Source organism: Amycolatopsis sp. 3B14 (assembly GCF_050958625.1).
GTDB lineage: Bacteria > Actinomycetota > Actinomycetes > Mycobacteriales > Pseudonocardiaceae > Amycolatopsis_E > Amycolatopsis_E thermoflava.
Genome location: NZ_JBHZEN010000017.1, coordinates 19,797 through 37,654, shown reverse-complemented (window position 1 = coordinate 37,654; position 17,858 = coordinate 19,797). Strand labels below are relative to the sequence as shown.

Annotated in this window: 8 protein-coding genes; all 8 read right to left on the bottom strand. The window is 71.5% G+C overall.

The features are described from left to right. Nucleotides 1–55 precede the first annotated feature (55 nt). The 8 genes from glgB to glgX (ACCP09_RS09380) all read right to left on the bottom strand — a co-directional run bounded on the left by glgB (nt 56) and on the right by glgX (ACCP09_RS09380) (nt 17,803). On the bottom strand, nt 56–2,242 hold the full coding sequence (glgB, locus tag ACCP09_RS09415; protein ID WP_027930591.1) for a 1,4-alpha-glucan branching protein GlgB: 2,187 nt from the start codon (nt 2,240–2,242) through the stop codon (nt 56–58). Continuing rightward, on the bottom strand, nt 2,239–3,630 hold the full coding sequence (locus ACCP09_RS09410; protein ID WP_027930590.1) for a maltokinase N-terminal cap-like domain-containing protein: 1,392 nt from the start codon (nt 3,628–3,630) through the stop codon (nt 2,239–2,241). The genes glgB and ACCP09_RS09410 overlap by 4 nt, the downstream gene beginning before the upstream one ends. A gap of 1 nt (nt 3,631) precedes the next feature. Then, nucleotides 3,632–5,443 carry a maltose alpha-D-glucosyltransferase gene (treS, locus tag ACCP09_RS09405; protein ID WP_027930589.1) on the bottom strand — a complete coding sequence of 604 codons (1,812 nt, stop codon included), beginning with the start codon at nt 5,441–5,443 and terminating at the stop codon, nt 3,632–3,634. A gap of 102 nt (nt 5,444–5,545) precedes the next feature. Beyond that, a complete protein-coding gene (locus tag ACCP09_RS09400; protein WP_433745017.1) occupies nt 5,546–7,531 on the bottom strand; it encodes a maltotransferase domain-containing protein in 1,986 nt (661 codons plus the stop codon). 1,794 nt (nt 7,532–9,325) lie between these two features. After that, a complete protein-coding gene (glgX, locus tag ACCP09_RS09395; RefSeq protein ID WP_123682563.1) occupies nt 9,326–11,461 on the bottom strand; it encodes a glycogen debranching protein GlgX in 2,136 nt (711 codons plus the stop codon). A 254-nt stretch (nt 11,462–11,715) separates the two neighbouring features. Next, complete coding sequence (treZ, locus tag ACCP09_RS09390; RefSeq protein ID WP_433745013.1) at nt 11,716–13,422, bottom strand: malto-oligosyltrehalose trehalohydrolase; 1,707 nt, start codon at nt 13,420–13,422, stop codon at nt 11,716–11,718. Next, nucleotides 13,419–15,689, bottom strand: coding sequence for a malto-oligosyltrehalose synthase (gene treY / locus ACCP09_RS09385; protein ID WP_433745010.1), 2,271 nt, complete (start codon nt 15,687–15,689; stop codon nt 13,419–13,421). Before treY ends, treZ begins: the two co-directional genes overlap by 4 nt. Beyond that, on the bottom strand, nt 15,686–17,803 hold the full coding sequence (gene glgX / locus ACCP09_RS09380; RefSeq protein WP_027930584.1) for a glycogen debranching protein GlgX: 2,118 nt from the start codon (nt 17,801–17,803) through the stop codon (nt 15,686–15,688). Before glgX (ACCP09_RS09380) ends, treY begins: the two co-directional genes overlap by 4 nt. Nucleotides 17,804–17,858: the final 55 nt, after the last annotated feature.

Below are 17,858 nucleotides of genomic sequence, written 5' to 3'. Positions count from 1 at the left end.
GGGTGCCACTCCCGCCGGAGTGGCACCCCGTGCCATTAGTGCTGGTGGTCGACGGTCACTCCTCCGGAGCGAGCCAGAGCACCCCGGACGGCGGCAGTTGCAGCACCGCCGACGCCGGCTGGCCGTGCCACGGCTCCAGCTCGGCCTCGACCGCCCCGTAGTTGCCCACCCCGGAGCCGCCGTAGATCTCCGCGTCGGTGTTCACGACCTCACGCCACCGGCCCGCGGCGGGCAACCCGACCCGGTAGTCGTGGTGCGGCATCCCGGCGAAGTTCGCCACGCACGCCAGCCGCGAGCCGTCCTCGCCGATGCGCAGGAAGCTCAGCACGTTGCCGCCCGAGTCGTTCGCGTCGATCCAGGCGAAGCCCTCCGGCGTGGTGTCCGCGCTGAACAACGCCGGCGACGACGTGTACGTGGAGTTCAGGTCCCGCATCAGCTTCTGGATCCCGCCGTGCAGCGGCTGTTCCAGCAGATGCCAGTCCAGCGACCGCTCCTCCGACCACTCCTGCTCCTGGCCGAACTCGCCGCCCATGAACAGCAGCTGCTTGCCGGGGTGCGCCCACATGAACGCCAGCAGCGACCGGACCCCGGCGGCCTTGTTCCAGTCGTCGCCGGGCATGCGGCCCCACAGCGAGCCCTTGCCGTGCACGACCTCGTCGTGCGACAGCGGCAGCACGAAGTTCTCGCTCCACGCGTACACCAGCGAGAACGTCATCTCGTTGTGGTGGTAGGACCGGTGCACCGGATCGTGCGCCAGGTAGTGCAGCGTGTCGTGCATCCAGCCCATGTTCCACTTGAACCCGAACCCGAGCCCGCCCAGGTGCGTCGGCCGCGTCACACCCGGCCACGCCGTCGACTCCTCGGCGATCATCACCACGCCCGGGTGTCGCTTGTAGACGGTCGCGTTCAGCTCCTGCAGGAACCGCACCGCATCCAGGTTCTCCCGCCCGCCGTACTGGTTGGGCACCCACTGGCCCTCCGGCCGCGAGTAGTCCAGGTACAGCATCGAGGCCACCGCGTCCACGCGCAGACCGTCCAGGTGGTACTCCTCCAGCCAGAACAGCGCGTTCGCGACCAGGAAGTTGCGCACCTCGTTGCGGCCGAAGTCGAACACGTACGTGCCCCAGTCCAGCTGCTCGCCGCGGCGCGGGTCGGCGTGCTCGTACAGCGGGGTGCCGTCGAAGCGCGCCAGCGCCCAGTTGTCCTTGGGGAAGTGAGCGGGCACCCAGTCCACGATCACGCCGATGCCGCGCTGGTGCAGCCGGTCCACGAAGTACCGGAAGTCGTCCGGGTGGCCGAACCGCGCCGTCGGCGCGTAGTAGGAGGTGACCTGGTAGCCCCACGACCCGCCGAACGGGTGCTCGGCGATCGGCAGCAGCTCGACGTGCGTGAAACCCATGTCCTGCACGTAGTCGGCCAGCTCCTCGGCCAGCTCGCGGTAGCCCAGCCCGGGCCGCCACGAACCGAGGTGCACCTCGTAGACGCTCATCGGCGCGTTGGCCCAGTTCGTGGCGTTGCGCTTGGCCAGCCACTCCTCGTCGGACCACTCGTAGGCCGACGCGGTGACCACCGACGCGGTCGCGGGCGGTTTCTCCGTCGCGAACGCCATCGGGTCGGCCTTCTCGTGCCACTGCCCGTCGGCGCCGAGGACGCGGAACTTGTAGTGCGTCCCGATCTCCACGCCCGGGATGAACACCTCCCACACCCCGGACGAGCCGAGCGAGCGCATCGGGTGCGACCGGCCGTCCCACCCGTTGAAGTCGCCGATCACCCGCACCCCCCGCGCGGTCGGCGCCCACACCGCGAACGACGTGCCGGTGACGACCCCGCTCGGCGTCTCGTAGGACCGCGGGTGCGCGCCCAGCACGTCCCACAGCCGCTCGTGCCTGCCCTCGCCGATCAGGTGCTGGTCCAGCTCGCCCACCGTGGGCAGCCACCGGTACGGGTCGTCGAGCGTGCACACCTGCCCGTCGTAGTCGACCTCCAGCCGGTAGTCGCCGGGGTGCTCGGGCACCGTTCCGGCGAACAGGCCGTCCACGACCCGTTCCAGGTCGAACTTGTGGTCGGCGGCGACCACGCTCACCCGGCGCGCACCGGGCCGCAGCGCCCGCACCACCACCGCGTCGCCCACGGTGTGCACACCGAGGACCGAGTGCGGGTCGTGGTGCGAGCCGGCCAGCAGCCGGTCGATGTCGCCGGGCGGCGGGGCCGCCTCGGGCAGTTCGGCTGGGACCGCGTTCACGGTTGTTCGCCTCCTGCGGTGATCCGTGCGATGGATGCCAGCGGCACGGTCAGCCATTCCGGCCGGTTGGCGTGTTCGTAGGCCACCTCGTAGACGGCCTTGTCGAGCTCGAACGCGCGCAGCAGGTCGCCGTGCGCCCGCGGGTCGCCCACTGTTTCCGGCGCCGCCTTGGCGTAGCCGTCGCAGAAGGCCGACCGGTTGCGCCGCGCCCACTCCAGCGCCCGTTCGGTGAGCCGCGGATCGTCCTCGTCGTGGCCGATCAGCATCTGGTGCGCCGCGTAGTCGAACGAGCGCAGCATCCCGGCGACATCCCGCAGCGGCGAGCGCAGCGCCACCCGTTCGGCCGCCGGCGCGGCCGGCTCGCCCTCGAAGTCGATCAGCAGCCACCCGGTGACGCAACGCAGTACCTGTCCCAGGTGCAGGTCACCGTGGATGTACTGCATGGACACCGGTCCGTGTGCCTCCCGCAGCTTCTCGAAGGCGGCGCGCAGCGCCGGGGCGTGCTCGGCCAGTTGCGGCACCGCGCGGCTCACGGTGTCCAGCCGGTCCCGCATCGCCTTGACCGTGCGGTCGAACTCGCCCTCGTCGGCGATCTCGTCGCCGAGGGCCCGCCGCAGGTCGCTGTGCACGGAGGCGACAGCCTGGCCGAGCCGCTGCGCCTCCCCGGCGAAATCGCCGCCCACCTCGTCGGGGGGCAGCTCGGGATCGGCCATGAGGTCGCGGACGCTGGTGGTGGCCATGGCCCAGCCGTCCACCGCGTCGGACACGAACTTCTGCAGCATCCCGATCGTGACCGGCTCCCCGTCGAGTTCGCCGGTGATCGAGCCGAGCAGGTCGGCGATGTGCTTGCTGCCCACGTCGTGCAGCGCCCGGTGCAGGCGCAGGTCCGGGTTCTCGCCCGGGGTGAGCTTGCGGAACAGCTTGAGGATGTAGTGGTGACCGAACACCAGCGAGGTGTTGCTCTGCTCCGCGCCCACCGGCCGGGCCCGCAGCCCGCCACGCAGCTCGGCGCCCGGTTCGCGCGCGAACCGCAGCGAGCCGATCCGCGCGTCCCCGGCGATCAGGTCGAGCAGCTTGCTCGTCAGGTCGGCGTCGCCGGTGGCCTCGTAGCAGGGCAGGCCCTTCTCGGTGCCGATCCAGCTCGACCCGAGGTACTCCGGCAGGTGGGCCTGGCTCCCGATGAGGAGCTGGTACGGCTCGCGCCGGTCGTCCTGCTCCACCTCGACGACGAGGTGGAGCAGGAGCGGGTCGCCGGCCATCAGGACCGTCGTGCTCAGCGGGCGCACCGCGGTGATCGGGCGGTCCTTCCCGGCGAACCACCGCTGCGTGGGCAGCCACTCCGGCAGTTCGGTCACCAGCGCGCCGACCAGCTCACGGGGATCGGTCAAGTCACTCACCTCGCCTCGCCTTCGCGTCCGCGTCCAGCAGCTGGAACCAGTAGAAGCCGTGCCCAGGCAACGTCAGCAGATAAGGCAGTTCCCCGATGTCGGGGAATTGAACACCGCCGGTGAGCTCCAGGGGCGTGTAACCGTGATGCTCCGACAGGTCCAGCTCGACCGGTTGCGGGAATCGCGACAGATTGTTCACACACAGGACGATGTCGAGCCGCCCGTCCGGCCGGATCCAGGTTCGCTTGTAGGCCAGCACGCTCGGGTTGGACCCGCCGAGCTCGACGAAGTCGCCCTCGGCGAACGCGTGGTGCTGCTTGCGGACCTCGATCATCCGCCGCGTCCAGTTGAGCAGCGACGACGCGCTGTCCCGCTGGGCCTCGACGTTGATCGCCTGGTACCCGTAGACCGGGTCCATGATCACCGGCAGGTAGATCCGGCCCGGGTCGCAACCCGAGAAACCGGCGTTGCGATCGGGCGTCCACTGCATGGGTGTGCGCACCGCGTCGCGGTCACCCAGCCAGATGTTGTCGCCCATTCCGATCTCGTCACCGTAGTACAGAACGGGTGACCCGGGCAGCGAAAGCAGCAAAGCCGTGAACAACTCGAGCTGGTTGCGGTCGTTCTCCAGCAGCGGCGCGAGTCGGCGGCGGATGCCGATGTTCGCCTTCATCCGCGGGTCCTTGGCGTACTCCGCGTACATGTAGTCGCGCTCTTCGTCGCTGACCATCTCCAGCGTCAGCTCGTCGTGGTTGCGCAGGAAGATGCCCCACTGCGCGCCGTCCGGGATCTTCGGCGTCTGCGCCAGGATCTCCGAGATCGGGAAGCGGGACTCGCGGCGCACGGCCATGAAGATGCGCGGCATCAGCGGGAAGTGGAACGCCATGTGGCACTCGTCGCCGCCGGTGGCCGGGTCGCCGAAGTACTCGACCACGTCGGAGGGCCACTGGTTGGCCTCGGCCAGCAGTACCCGGCCCGGGTACTCGTCGTCGACGACCTTGCGGCAGCGCTTGAGGAACTCGTGCGTGCGCGGCAGGTTCTCGCAGTTGGTGCCCTCCTGTTCGAACAGGTAGGGGACCGCGTCCAGGCGGAAGCCGTCGATGCCCAGGTCCAGCCAGAACCGCAGGACGTCGAGCATGGCCTCCTGCACGTCCGGGTTCTCGTAGTTGAGGTCGGGCTGGTGGGAGAAGAAGCGGTGCCAGTAGAACTGGCCGCGCACCGGGTCGTACGTCCAGTTCGACGTTTCGGTGTCCACGAAGATGATGCGCGCATCGGCGTAGCGCGAGTCGTCGTCGCTCCAGACGTAGTAGTCGCCGTAGGGCCCGTCGGGGTCGGACCGCGACTGCTGGAACCACGGGTGCACGTCCGAGGTGTGGTTGAGGACGAGGTCGGTGATCACGCGAATGCCGCGCTTGTGGGCCTCGTCGAGGAGGTAGACGAAGTCCTCGACCGTGCCGAACTCCGGCAGCACCGCGCGGAAGTCGCTGATGTCGTAACCGCCGTCGCGCAGCGGCGAGGCGTAGAAGGGCGGCAGCCAGAGGCAGTCGACGCCGAGCCACTCGATGTAGTCCAGCCGGTTCGCGAGCCCGCGCAGGTCGCCGGTGCCGTCGCCGTTGGAGTCGGCGAAGGCGCGCACCAGCACCTCGTAGAAGACCGCGCCCTTGTACCACTGCGGGTTGTCCGGCGCCTGTTTCGCGGACTTGAAGTCGTCGGCCTGCGGCTCGACGAGCATCCCGTCGGGGGTCATCGCCTCACCGGTGTGCGGGATGCCCTCCAGACCGAGCGCCGCGTCGGGCCGGGCGTCTTCGTCCATGAACTCCACCTCTCCCCACCTCATCCGGGTGCGTTCGACTACCCCGGCGCCGGTCGGTGCGCGGGGTTCTCCGTGGAAAACTGTGTTGTGTCGGGGCCGGCCTCAGTCGCGGCCGGCCAGGCGGCGCTGTACGCCGACGACGTGCGCGACCGAACGCCAGGGTTCGAGCCGCACGTAGTTCGCCTGGCCCCAGTCCCAGGTCTCGCCGGTGACCTCGTCGTGCGCGATCAGCCGCTCGTGCCAGTCGAAACCGAGCGCGGCCAGGTCGAGCCAGAGGGTCCCCTCCTGGGCCTGGTGCGGATCCAGGGTCACCACCACGACGACGGTGTCGCCCGTCGCCGGATCCTGCTTGGAATAGGCCAGCAGCGCCGGGTTGTCCACGTGGTGGAACCGCAGCGTGCGCATCTGCTGCAGCGCGGGGTGGGCGCGGCGCACCGCGTTGAGCTTCGTCAGCCACGGCTCGAGTGAGCGGCCCTCCGCCAGCGCCTGGTCGAAGTCCCGCGGGCGCAGTTCGTACTTCTCCGAGTGGAGGTACTCCTCGCTGCCCTCGCGCACCGGCTCGTGCTCGTACAGCTCGAAACCGGAGTAGACGCCCCAGGTCGGCGACAGCGTCGCGGCGAGCGCGGCGCGCAGCGCGAACATGGCCGGGCCGCCCTTCTGCAGCGACTCGTGCAGGATGTCCGGCGTGTTGACGAACAGGTTCGGCCTGCCGACGTCCCAGTGCTCGACCAGGTCGACGCCGAACTCGATCAGCTCCTCCTTCGTCGTGCGCCAGGTGAAGTAGGTGTAGGACTGGGTGAAGCCGAGCTTGGCCAGGCCCCACAGGCGGGCCGGGCGCGTGAAGGCCTCGGACAGGAACAGCACGTCCGGGTGCGCGTCCTTCACGGTCTTGATCAGCCAGGCCCAGAAGTCCGGCGGCTTGGTGTGCGGGTTGTCGACGCGGAAGATGCGGACCCCGTGCGAAGCCCAGTGCAGCACGACCCGCAGCACCTCGGCGTAGATGCCCTCCGGGTCGTTGTCGAAGTTGATCGGGTAGATGTCCTGGTACTTCTTCGGCGGGTTCTCGGCGTAGGCGATGCTGCCGTCCGGGCGCGTGGTGAAGAACTCCGGGTTCTTCAGCACCCACGGGTGGTCCGGGGCGGCCTGCAGCGCCAGGTCGAGGGCGACCTCCAGGCCCAGCTCGGTGGCGCGGGCGACGAAGTCGTCGAAGTCGTCGATGGTGCCCAGCTGCGGGTGGACCGCGTCGTGGCCGCCTTCGTCCGAGCCGATGGCCCACGGCGAGCCGACGTCGGTCTCGTCCGGGGTGAGGGTGTTGTTGCGCCCCTTGCGGTTCACGCGGCCGATGGGGTGGATCGGCGGCAGGTAGACGACGTCGAAACCCATGCGCGCGATGCGGTCCAGTGCCTTGGCCGCGGTCTGGAAGGTGCCGTGCACGGGGCGGCCTTGCTCGTCCCAGCCGCCGGTGGAGCGGGGGAAGAACTCGTACCAGGACCCGAACGCGGCGCGCTCCCGGTCGACCCAGATGCGCATCGGCTTGCCCTTGGTGACCAGCTCGCGCACCGGGTACTCGTGCATGATCCGGTCCACGTCGACGGACAGCGCGGGGCCGACGCGCTCGGCGAGGTAGCGGTCGGTGTCGCGCAGGGCGTGCGCGGCGCTGGCGAGCAGGGCGCGCTCGCGGCGGCGGTCCGGGCGGCGCGAGACGCGGTCCAGCAGGCGGGCGCCGGTCTCCAGGTCGTTGGCCAGTTCGGTGGCGTCCTGCCCGGCGGCCACCTTGACCTTGACGGCGTGCTTCCAGGTGGACCAGGGGTCGCTCCACGCGTCGACGCGGAAGGTCCACAGGCCCTCGGCGTCCGGGACGATGACCGCGCCGAAGCGGTCCAGACCAGTGCCTTGCTCGGCCATCCGGGTGCGGCGGGAGATCCGGTCGTGCGGGCCGCGCCAGGACACCGTGGCGGCGACCGCGTCGTGACCCTCCCGCCAGACCGTCGCCGAGATCGGAACGTGTTCCCCCACCACCGCTTTCGCCGGGTAGTGGCCACAGCTGACCGCTGGGGTCACGTCGTCGATGCCGAGCCGGCCGGTCATCGGCAGCGCCCCTCTCACCGTTGTTGTCGAATATGCAGCCCCACCCGACGGCCCGGTGGGGACGTACAGGTCTTCGGAAGGAGGTACCCAGCTGCGAACGTGCGCAAACTACCGCCTCGGGTGTCACTCTCCGTCGGCGGGCCACGTGTGTCCAGTGTGGTCATCGACTGGTAACCCACGCGTCACGGCGTGGTTCGCTTCGGCGCCTTCCACCGCGCACTTTCGACCCCTCAACGGCGTTCAGGCAAGTCGGGTAACACCAACGGGCGTCAGCTCGGAAGGGCTTGCCGTGTCTGGGATCGGGATGCCCCGTCGTACCCGCCGGTAACCCTGGGGGCGCCGGTTTGGTTGCGGTGGAAGTGGCGGGGTTCGGGCGATGATCGTTTGGCGGGGGAGGGGTTCGGATGGTGGTGGTCGGCGGCGGGTGGTGGGTGCCGGGGGTGGGTGGTGGTGCCGGTGGTGGTCACGCTCCGCGCTGGCTGGAAGGTGGTCGGCGGGCCCGTGCTGCTTTGGGTGGAAGGTGTTCGTGGGACCCGTGCTGCTTTGGGTGGAAGGTGTTCCTGGGCCCCGTGTTGCTCTGGGTGGAAGGTGGTCGCTGGGCCCCGTGTGGCTCTGGGTGGAAGGTCTTCACTGGGGCCGGCGCTGCTCCGGGGAACGGGGTTCTCGCTGCGGCCTGTGCCCGCGTCCACCTCTTCACCGCGAGTGCAGTGCAGCGCCGTGCCGCGCCCGCGAAGCGGGAGCGCGGCGGCCGGCGTCTGCCGCGCCGGCCGCCGCCGCGCGCGTCGCCGCGTGGGCGCTCGGTCCCGCTTCGCGGGCGCGGCGGCAGCTGCCACCGGGCGTTGCCGGCCGGGCGTGCTCCGGCTGGGAAGCGTGCCACCGTTGCGCGGGCGAGCTCGCGTTGCTGGGCGGGGGTGCTTCTGCTGCGGAAGCGCTCCACCGTTGCGCGGGCCTGGTCCTGCATCGCGGACGCCGCGCCGTTGTCGCCGGGCGGGCGGCTCCGGCTGGGAAGCGCACCATTGGTGCGGGCGTGCTCGGGTTGCCAGGCGGGGTGCTTCCGCTGGGGAAGCGCTCTGCCGTTGCGCGGCCGTGCTCCTGCTTCGCGAGCGCCGCGCGCTTGCCACAGCGCTGTTGCCGCCGGCCGGGTGTGCTCCCGCTGCGGACGAGCGCCACCGCTGGGCGGTGTGCTCCCGCTTCACGGGCACGGCGTCGTTGCCGCCGTGCGCGTTGCCCGGCGGGGGTCCTTCCGCTGCGGAAGCGCGCTGCGGGTGCGTGGTGCGGGGCGGCACGCCGTTGCCTCCGGGCGCGTTGCCGGGCGCGCGTGCTCCGGCTGCGAAGCGCGTCAGCACCGCTGTGCGGGCACCGCGCCGATTGCCGCCGGGCGCGTTGCCGGGCGAAGCGGGCCACCGCCGCTGCGCGGGCACCGTGCTGGTTGTCGCCGGGCGCGCCGCTGGGCGGGGGTGGTTGTGCTGCGCGGGTGTCGCTGCGCGGGCACCGCGCCGATTGCCGCCGGGCGCGTTGCCGGGCGAAGCGGGCCACCGCCGCTGCGCGGACCGCGCTGGTTGTCGCCGGGCGCGCCGCTGGGCGGGGGTGGTTGTGCTGCGCGGGTGTCGCTGCGCGGGCACCGCGCTGGTTGCTGCCGGGCGCGTTGCCGGGCGAAGCGGGCCACCGCCGCTGCGCGGACCGCGCTGGTTGTCGCCGGGCGCGTCGCTGGGCGGGGGTGGTTGTGCTGCGCGCGGCGTCGCTGCGTGGGCGGGGTTGCGCTGCGCGCCGCGGGGCCCTGCCGCCGTATGTGCTCTACCTGGGCGTGATGTCCCGTGGGGCGCGGAGCAGCAGCAGCGCCCTCGCGGGGAGGGTCAGCCTGCTGCCGGGCGTGAGGGCGCCCGGGTTGGCGGGGCTGCCGTCCGGCGTCGTGGTGTCCAGGGTCGGCTTCAGGGTTTCGCCGAACTCCGGGCCGGGCAGGGTGACCTTCACCGGCTCGTCCCCGGAGTGCAGGATCAGCAGCCACGAGTGGTCGGCGATCAGTTCGCCCTCCCGGGTGCGGGACTGGCTGTTCGACCCGTCGATCCACATCATCAGCGTGCGGCGGCCCCCGTCGAACCAGTCCTCCTCCGTCATCTCCTCGCCGTCGGGGCGGAACCAGATCAGGTCGGGGCGCCCGGTGGGCGTCGTGCGGCCTTCGAAGAACTCCGGCTGCCTCAGGGCCGGGCTCGCGGCCCGCAGGTGCACCAGCCGGCGCGTGAAGGCCAGCATCGCGGTCGCGTCCGGGTCGCCGGACCAGTCCAGCCACGACGTCTCGTCGTCCAGGCAGTACGCGTTGTTGTTGCCGCCCTGGGTGCGCCACAGCTCGTCACCCGCGACGAGCATCGGGGTGCCCGTCGACAACAGCAGCGTCGCGAGCAGGTTCCGCGCCTGCCTGGCCCGCAGCTCCCGGATCTCCGGATCGTCGGTCTCGCCCTCGGCGCCGTGGTTCCAGGAGCGGTTGTCGTTCGTGCCGTCGCGGTTGTCCTCGCCGTTGGCCTCGTTGTGCTTTTCGTTGTAGGACACCAGATCCCGCAACGTGAAGCCGTCGTGCGCGGTGATGAAGTTGACCGACTGCCACGGGCGGCGCAGGTTGTGGTCGTACAGGTCCGACGACCCGGACAGCCGGAACGCCAGGTCGTCCACCCCCACCGCGCCGCGCCAGAAGTCACGCACCGTGTCGCGGTAGCGGCCGTTCCACTCCGCCCACTGCGCCCCGAAGTCGCCGACGCGGTAGCCGTGCCCGGTCACGTCCCACGGCTCGGCGATCAGTTTGCACCCGGACAGCACCGGGTCGGTGGTGATCGCGGTGAGCAGCGCCGAGTCCCGGTCGAACGCGCCGCCGCCTGGCCTGCCGAGCGTGCTGGCCAGGTCGAACCGGAACCCGTCGACACCCATCTCGGTCGCCCAGTACCGCAGCGAGTCGGTGACCAGGCGGATCACCGTCGGCGAGCGCGGCTCCAGGGTGTTGCCGCAGCCGGTCAGGTCGATGACGTTGCCGCGGCCGGCGTGCAGGTAGTAGGCCGGGGCGTCCAGGCCGCGGAACGACAGGGTGGGCCCGTCCAGGCCGCCCTCGCAGGTGTGGTTGAAGACCACGTCGAGGATGACCTCGATGTTGGCCGCGTGCAGGGCGGCGACCATGGTGCGGAACTCGGCGACCTCACGCCCCGGCTCGCTCGCGTACCCGGCGTGCGGCGCGAAGTAGCCCAGCGGCGAGTACCCCCAGTAGTTCTTCCGCCCGGTGCGCACCAGGTAGGGCTCCTCGGTGAACCAGTGCACCGGCAGCAACTCCACCGCGGTCACCCCGAGCCGCACCAGGTGCTCGATCGCCGCCGGGTGGGCCAGGCCCAGGTAGGTGCCGCGCAGGTTCGCCGGGATCTCCGGGTTGCGCTGCGTGAAGCCCTTCACGTGCATCTCGTAGATGACGGACTCCTCGAACGGCACCTCGGGCTTGGCGCCGGTGTCCGGGCCGCCGTGCGAGGTGACCACCGACAGCGGCACGCTGCCCAGCGAGTCGACCTTGGAGCGGCGGTGGTGCATCGGATCGCCCGCGTGGCCGAGCGCGGCGGAAAGGTCGGTGAGGGCGCCGGTGATGCGCGTGGCGTACGGGTCGACGAGGATCTTGTCCGGGTTGCAGCGCAGGCCGCGCGACGGGTCGTACGGGCCGTGCACCCGGTAGCCGTACTTCTGGCCCGACGTCACACCCGGCACCAGGCCGTGCCACACGCCGAAGGTGCGCTCGGTGAGCTCCACGCGGCGTTCGGAGCCGTCCTCGCTGATCAGGCACACCTCGACGGCGTCGGCGACGGTCGAGGTGACGGCGAACCGGACGCCCCCGCCCTCCGGGTGCGCGCCCAGGGGGAAGGGGCGCCCGGCGAGGACGAGGTTGTCGGTGGCAGGTCGGGTGGCCATGCTCCGATTCTCCCAGCACCCACCGACAGTTTGGTCACCGCCGAACGGTGTCGATCAGGCCGGGGTGCCGGGCGGGTGGTGACGGCGGGTGGCCGCGGCGGAGGTGTGCGGGGTTGTTCGCGCTGGTCGGTGCCTTCTGCGCGGAGGGACGGGTGGGGGTGGATGGGGCCGGTCGCGGGGGTGGTGAGGGTTTGGTCACCGCCGCACGGGGGCGATGGCGACCAAGTCCGCGGACGTCCGGTGACCTGGCGTGATCAGCTGAGGGTGTCGATCAGGACGAACGTGTCCGGGGGCAGCTGGGCGGCCGTGGCGTCGCCCCAGGAGAGCAGCACCTTGCCCGCCGGGTCGCCCAGGTCGGCGGCCTCGGGGCCGAAGTTGCACACCAGCCGCAGGGCGCCGCGGTCGAGGACCAGCAGCGGGCCGTCCGCGCGCACCTCGAACCGGTCCAGCCGCGGGTCCGCCAGCTCCGGCCGGGACCGGCGCAGCGCGATCAGCGACCGGTACAGGTCGAGCATCTCGCGGTGTCCCTCCTTGGCCGGCTCGGACCAGTCCAGCCGCGAGCGCTCCACGGTCGCCGGGTCCATCGGGTCCGGCACCTCGGCCTCACCCCAGCCGTGGCGGGCGAACTCGCGGCGGCGGCCCGTCCGCACGGCCTCGGCCAGCTCCGGGTCCGGGAACGACGCGAAGAACTGCCACGGCGTGCGCGCCGCCCACTCCTCGCCCATGAACACCATCGGCGTGTACGGCGAGCAGAACACGATCGCCGCGCCGCAGGCCAGGCGTCCCGGCGACACCGAAGCGGACAACCGGTCGCCGGTGGCCCGGTTGCCGATCTGGTCGTGGTTCTGCAGGTAGATCAGGAACCGGTGCCCGGGCAGCGTCCGCGTGTCGACCGGCCGCCCGTGCGTCCGCTCCCGGAACGACGACCACGTGCCGGCGTGGAAGAACGCCTGCCGCAGCGTCTTCTCCAGCGCCCCGGGCGCGCCGAAGTCGGCGTAGTACCCGCTGGTCTCCCCGGACAGCGTCACGTGCAGCGCGTGGTGCAGGTCGTCGCACCACTGGGCGTGCAGCCCGTACCCGCCGCCCTCGCGGGCGGTGACCAGCCGCGGGTCGTTGAGGTCCGACTCGGCGATCAATGTCAGCGGCCGCCGCACCGCCGCCGACAGCGCCTCCACCTCCACCGCCAGCTCCTCCAGCAGGTGCGTGGCCCGCCGGTCGCTCAGCGCGTGCACCGCGTCCAGCCGCAGCGCGTCGACGTGGAAGTCCCGCAGCCAGCCGAGCGCGTTGTCCAGCACGTACCGGCGGACCTCGTCGGACCCCTCGCCGTCCAGGTTCAGGCCGGGGCCCCAGTCGTTGCTGCCCGCGAAGTAGGGGCCGAACCGGTCCAGGTACGCCCCCGACGGCCCGAGGTGGTTGTAGACGACGTCGAGCACCACGGCCAGGCCGCGCGCGTGGCAGGCGTCGACGAACCGCTTGAACCCGTCCGGCCCGCCGTAGGGCTCGTGCGCCGCGCCCCACAGCACCCCGTCGTAGCCCCAGCCGTCGGTGCCGTCGAAGGAGTTGACCGGCAGCACCTCGACGAACGTGACGCCCAGGTCGACGAGATGGTCCAGCCGGCCGATCGCCGCGTCGAACGTGCCCTCCGGGGTGAACGTGCCGATGTGCAGCTCGTAGAGCGCGCCGCCGGGCAGCGCCCGCCCTGTCCACGACCCGTCGGTCCAGTCGAACGCGGAGTGGTCGTAGATCCGGGACGGCCCATGCACGCCGTGGGGCTGCCAGGACGACCGCGGATCGGGAAGCGCCTTCTCGTCGTCGTCGAGCACGAAGGCGTAGTCGGCGCCCGGCGGCGCCGGCACGTCGGAGAACCACCAGCCGCCGCCACCAGCCGTCATCTCGTGATCGGCGCCGCCCGTGCGCACGCGCACCCGCGAGACGGCGGGCGCCCACACCCGGAAGGTCATGACTCTCCTCGCACCAGCAGCGCGACCGGATAACGCGCCAGCATCTCCGACAGCTCACCGGTGACCGCCGCGCCGGTGATCGCGTCCGTCCACTCACCGGCGGGCAGCGGCAGCACCGTGCCGCGCCAGCCGCCGCCCTCGGCCAGCCCCACCGGCAGCCGGGTGGCCACCGTGATCAGCCCGGTGCGCTCGAAGGCCACCACGTGCGCGGCGGCCGGGCCCTCGGCGTGCAGGCGGCGGTAGCCGGTGAACAGCTCCGGGGAGTCGCGGCGCAGGGTCAGCGCCCGGTGCACGACGAGCAGCTTCGCCGCGCCGGAGGAGTCGACCGGCGGCAGCCACCCGCCCTCGATCTCCTCCAGCAGCGCGGCGCGCAGCGCGTAGTCCACCGGCCGCCGGTTGTCCGGGTCGACCAGCGAGAAGTCCCACAGCTCGGTGCCCTGGTAGACGTCCGGCACGCCGGGCGCGGTGAGCTGGATCAGCTTCTGCGCCAAGGAGTTCGACCATCCCGGTTCGCGCACCCGCGCCACGAACGCCTCGACCTCGGCCGCCAGGTCCGCGTCGCCGAGGACCTCGTCCGGCCACGCCGCGACCGCCCGCTCGAACTCCTCGTCGTGGTCGGTCCAGGTGGTGCGGAGCTTGCTTTCCTTGGCCGCCTTGTCCAGGTAGTCCCGCAGCCGCTCCGGGGTGATCGGCCAGGCGCCCACCAGCGTCTGCCAGGCCAGCAGGTTCAGCGACGGCTCGTCGATGCCGTGCCGGGCGGTCCACCGCCGGACCGCGGCGGCGAACTCGCCGGGCACCTCCGACAGCACCGCCAGCCGCGCCCGCACGTCCTCGGACCGCTTCGTGTCGTGCGTGGTCAGCGTCGTCATCGCGCCGGGCCAGCCTGCCTCACGAGCGGCGGCCATCGCGTGGAAGGCGTCCCCGGAGGCGCCGAAGTCGTTGGGGGAGCCGCCGACCTCGTTGAGCGCGGCGAACCGCGTGTAGCGGTAGAAGGTGGTGTCCTCGGTGCCCTTGGCGACCACCATGCCGGAGGTCTGCTGGATGCGGGTGGCCAGCTCGCCGTGCGGGTCCTCGCGCACCTGGAAGTCCAGCGCGTCGATCGCCTCGGTCAGGTCGGGGCGCGCGGCGCGGGCGGCGGCGATCGCGGCCGCCCAGTTCGCCTCGCCCTCGGGCAGGTAGGACCGGTACACCGGGAACGCGACCATCGTCTCGGCCACCGCCCCCTGCGCCGCCTCCGGCTCGACGCCGCGCACCAGCGCGGCGATCCGGTGCACCTCGGCCACCAGGATCCGGTCGGTCACCAGCCGCCGGGCCCTGTCCTCGACCTCGTGGTAGTCCACCGGCTGGCCCAGCGACCGCGCCAGCTCGGTCAGCGGCGCCTCGGCGTCCGGGTCGACGAACAGCCCGGTGATCTCGCGCAGCGCGTCGTAGCCGGTGGTGCCGTCGACCGGCCAGCTCTGCGGCAGGTCCTCGCCCGGGTGCAGGATCTTCTCCACCACCAGCCACGCCTCCGGCGCGCCCGCACGCAGCATCCGCATGTAGCCGCCGGGGTCGGCCAGGCCGTCCGGGTGGTCCACGCGCAGGCCCGTGACCTCGCCCTCGGCGACCCAGCGCAGCACCTCGCCGTGGGTGGCGCGGAAGACGTCGGGCAGCTCGACCCGCACCGCGGCGAGCGTGGTGATGTCGAAGAAGCGGCGGTAGTTCAGCTCCGCGTTGCCCCGGCGCCAGCCCACCAGCTCGTAGTGCTGCCGCGCGTGCACCTCCTGCGGGCTGCCCTCGCCGGTGCCCGGCGCGATCGGGAACCGGTGCTCGTAGTAGACCAGCTCGTCGCCGTCGATCCGCAGCTCCGCCACGTCGGCGTCGTCGCCGAGGACGGGCAGCAGCACCCTGCCGCGCCGCCAGTCGATGTCGAAGTAGTCGGCGTGCGCCGAGCCGGGGCCGTGCCGCAGCACGTCCCACCACCACGGGTTCGCCTTCGCGACCTCGACCGCCATGTGGTTGGGCACGATGTCCACGACGAACCCGAGCCCCGCGTCCCGCAGCCGCTTCGCCAGATCCCGCCGCGCGTCCTCGCCGCCCAGCTCCGGCCGCGCCCGCGTCGGGTCGACCACGTCGTAGCCGTGGGTGGACCCGGGCGTCGCGTCCAGCACCGGCGAGGCGTACAGGGCGCCGACGCCGAGCCTGCGCAGGTACGGAATGCGGTCGGCGGCGTCGGCGAAGGTGAACTCCGGGCGCAGCTGCACCCGGTAGGTGGCGGACGGTCTCATGCGTCCACCCGCTGCAGCACCACGAGCGAACGGGCAGGCAGGTTCATCGTGCCGCCCGCGGCCACCGGCTCACCCGGCTCCTCCGCGACGGTCCCGGCCTCGGTGTCGACCACCACCGCCCAGCCCGCTCCGTAGTCGGCGTTCGGCAGGGTCAGCTCGATGTCCTCGTAGTGCGCGTTGAACGCCAGCAGGAACGAGTCGTCGGTGACCTTCATGCCGCGCGGGTCGAGGTCGTTGATGCCCTCGCCGTTGAGGAACGCGACGATGGCCTTGCCGAAGCCGTCGTCCCAGTTCTGCTCCTTCATCTCCTCGCCGGAGGGGGTGAACCAGGCGATGTCGCGCAGCTCCTCGCCCTTGCCGATCGGTTTGCCCGCGAAGAAGCGGCGGCGCCGGAACACCGGGTGCTTCTTGCGGAACGCGGCGAGCGCGGCGGTGAACTCGACCTGGTCGGCGTTGGCCTTCGCGAGCGACCAGTCCATCCAGGAGATCTCGTTGTCCTGGCAGTAGACGTTGTTGTTGCCCCGCTGGGTGCGGCCCATCTCGTCGCCGTGCAGCAGCATCGGCACGCCCTGCGACAGCAGCAGTGTGGCGAGCATGTTGCGGCGCTGCTTGGCCCGCAGCGCCAGCACCTCCTCGTCGTCGGTCTCGCCCTCGACACCGCAGTTCCACGAGCGGTTGTCGTCGGCGCCGTCCCGCCCGTCCTCGCCGTTGGCCTCGTTGTGCTTGTTGTTGTAGGACACCAGGTCCTGCAGCGTGAAGCCGTCGTGCGCGGTGACGAAGTTGATCGAGGCGTACGGGCGGCGGCCGTCGTCCTGGTACAGGTCGGACGATCCGGTGAGCCGGGAGGCGAACTCGCCGAGCGTGGCGGGCTCGCCGCGCCAGAAGTCCCGCACGGTGTCCCGGAACTGACCGTTCCACTCCGTCCACAGTGGAGGGAAGTTGCCGACCTGGTAGCCGCCCGGCCCGACGTCCCACGGCTCGGCGATCAGCTTGACCCGGCTCACCGTCGGGTCCTGCTGCACCAGGTCGAAGAACGTGGACAGCCGGTCGACGTCGTAGAACTCGCGGGCCAGGGTGGCGGCGAGGTCGAAGCGGAACCCGTCGACGTGCATCTCGGTGACCCAGTACCGCAGCGAGTCCATGATGAGCTGCAGCGTGTGCGGGTTGCGCACGTTCAGCGAGTTGCCGGTGCCCGTGTAGTCCATGTAGTACTGCGGCTCGTCCTCGACCAGCCGGTAGTAGGCCTGGTTGTCGATGCCGCGCATGGACAGGGTGGGGCCGAGGTGGTTGCCCTCGGCGGTGTGGTTGTAGACGACGTCGAGGATGACCTCGATGCCTGCTTCGTGCAGGGCCTTGACCATGCCCTTGAACTCCTGCACCTGGCCGGCCTGCTCGGGCAGCGCCGCGTAGCCCTCGTGCGGGGCGAAGAAGCCGATCGTGTTGTAGCCCCAGTAGTTGCGCAGGCCCTTCTCGGCCAGACCGTGGTCGGTGATGAACTGGTGCACCGGCATCAGCTCGATCGCCGTGACGCCGAGCTTGGTGAGGTGGTCGATCACCGCCGGGTGCGCGAGCCCGGCGTAGGTGCCGCGCAGCCGCGGGGGCACCTCCGGGTGGTTCATCGTGAGGCCGCGGACGTGTGCCTCGTAGATCACCGTCTCGTTGTAGGGCGTGCGCGGCGGCCGGTCGTCACCCCAGTCGAAGAACGGGTTGACCACCACCGCGTGCGGCACGTGCGCCGCCGAATCCGCGTCGTTGCGCTCGTCGGGCGAGCCGAACGGGTAGGCGAACAACGCCTCGTCCCAGTCGACGTGACCGGCGATCGCCTTGGCGTACGGGTCGATCAGCAGCTTGTTCGGGTTGCAGCGCAGGCCGCGCGACGGGTCGTACGCGCCGTGCACGCGGTAGCCGTAGCGCTGGCCGGGGCCGACGCCGAGCAGGTACCCGTGGTGGACGAACCCGTCGACCTCGGTCAGGCGGTGCCGCTCCTCGGTGCCGTCCTCGTTGACCAGGCACAGCTCGACGTGATCCGCGACCTCCGAGAAGACGGCGAAGTTGGTGCCCACACCGTCGTAGGTGGCACCCAGCGGGTAGGGCAATCCGGGCCAGGGCGGCACAGGTTCTCCTCTTTGCGTTCGCGAGCCGTGTTCCGACGTGTGCCCAATCTAGCGG

Bases quoted from the DNA above. Each gene is read 5' to 3' on its own strand.
- treS (WP_027930589.1), bottom strand. From the start codon at position 5,443: ATGGACGAAGACGCCCGGCCCGACGCGGCGCTCGGTCTGGAGGGCATC.
- ACCP09_RS09400 (WP_433745017.1), bottom strand. From the start codon at position 7,531: ATGACCGGCCGGCTCGGCATCGACGACGTGACCCCAGCGGTCAGCTGT.
- glgX (WP_123682563.1), bottom strand. From the start codon at position 11,461: ATGGCCACCCGACCTGCCACCGACAACCTCGTCCTCGCCGGGCGCCCC.
- treZ (WP_433745013.1), bottom strand. From the start codon at position 13,422: ATGACCTTCCGGGTGTGGGCGCCCGCCGTCTCGCGGGTGCGCGTGCGC.
- treY (WP_433745010.1), bottom strand. From the start codon at position 15,689: ATGAGACCGTCCGCCACCTACCGGGTGCAGCTGCGCCCGGAGTTCACC.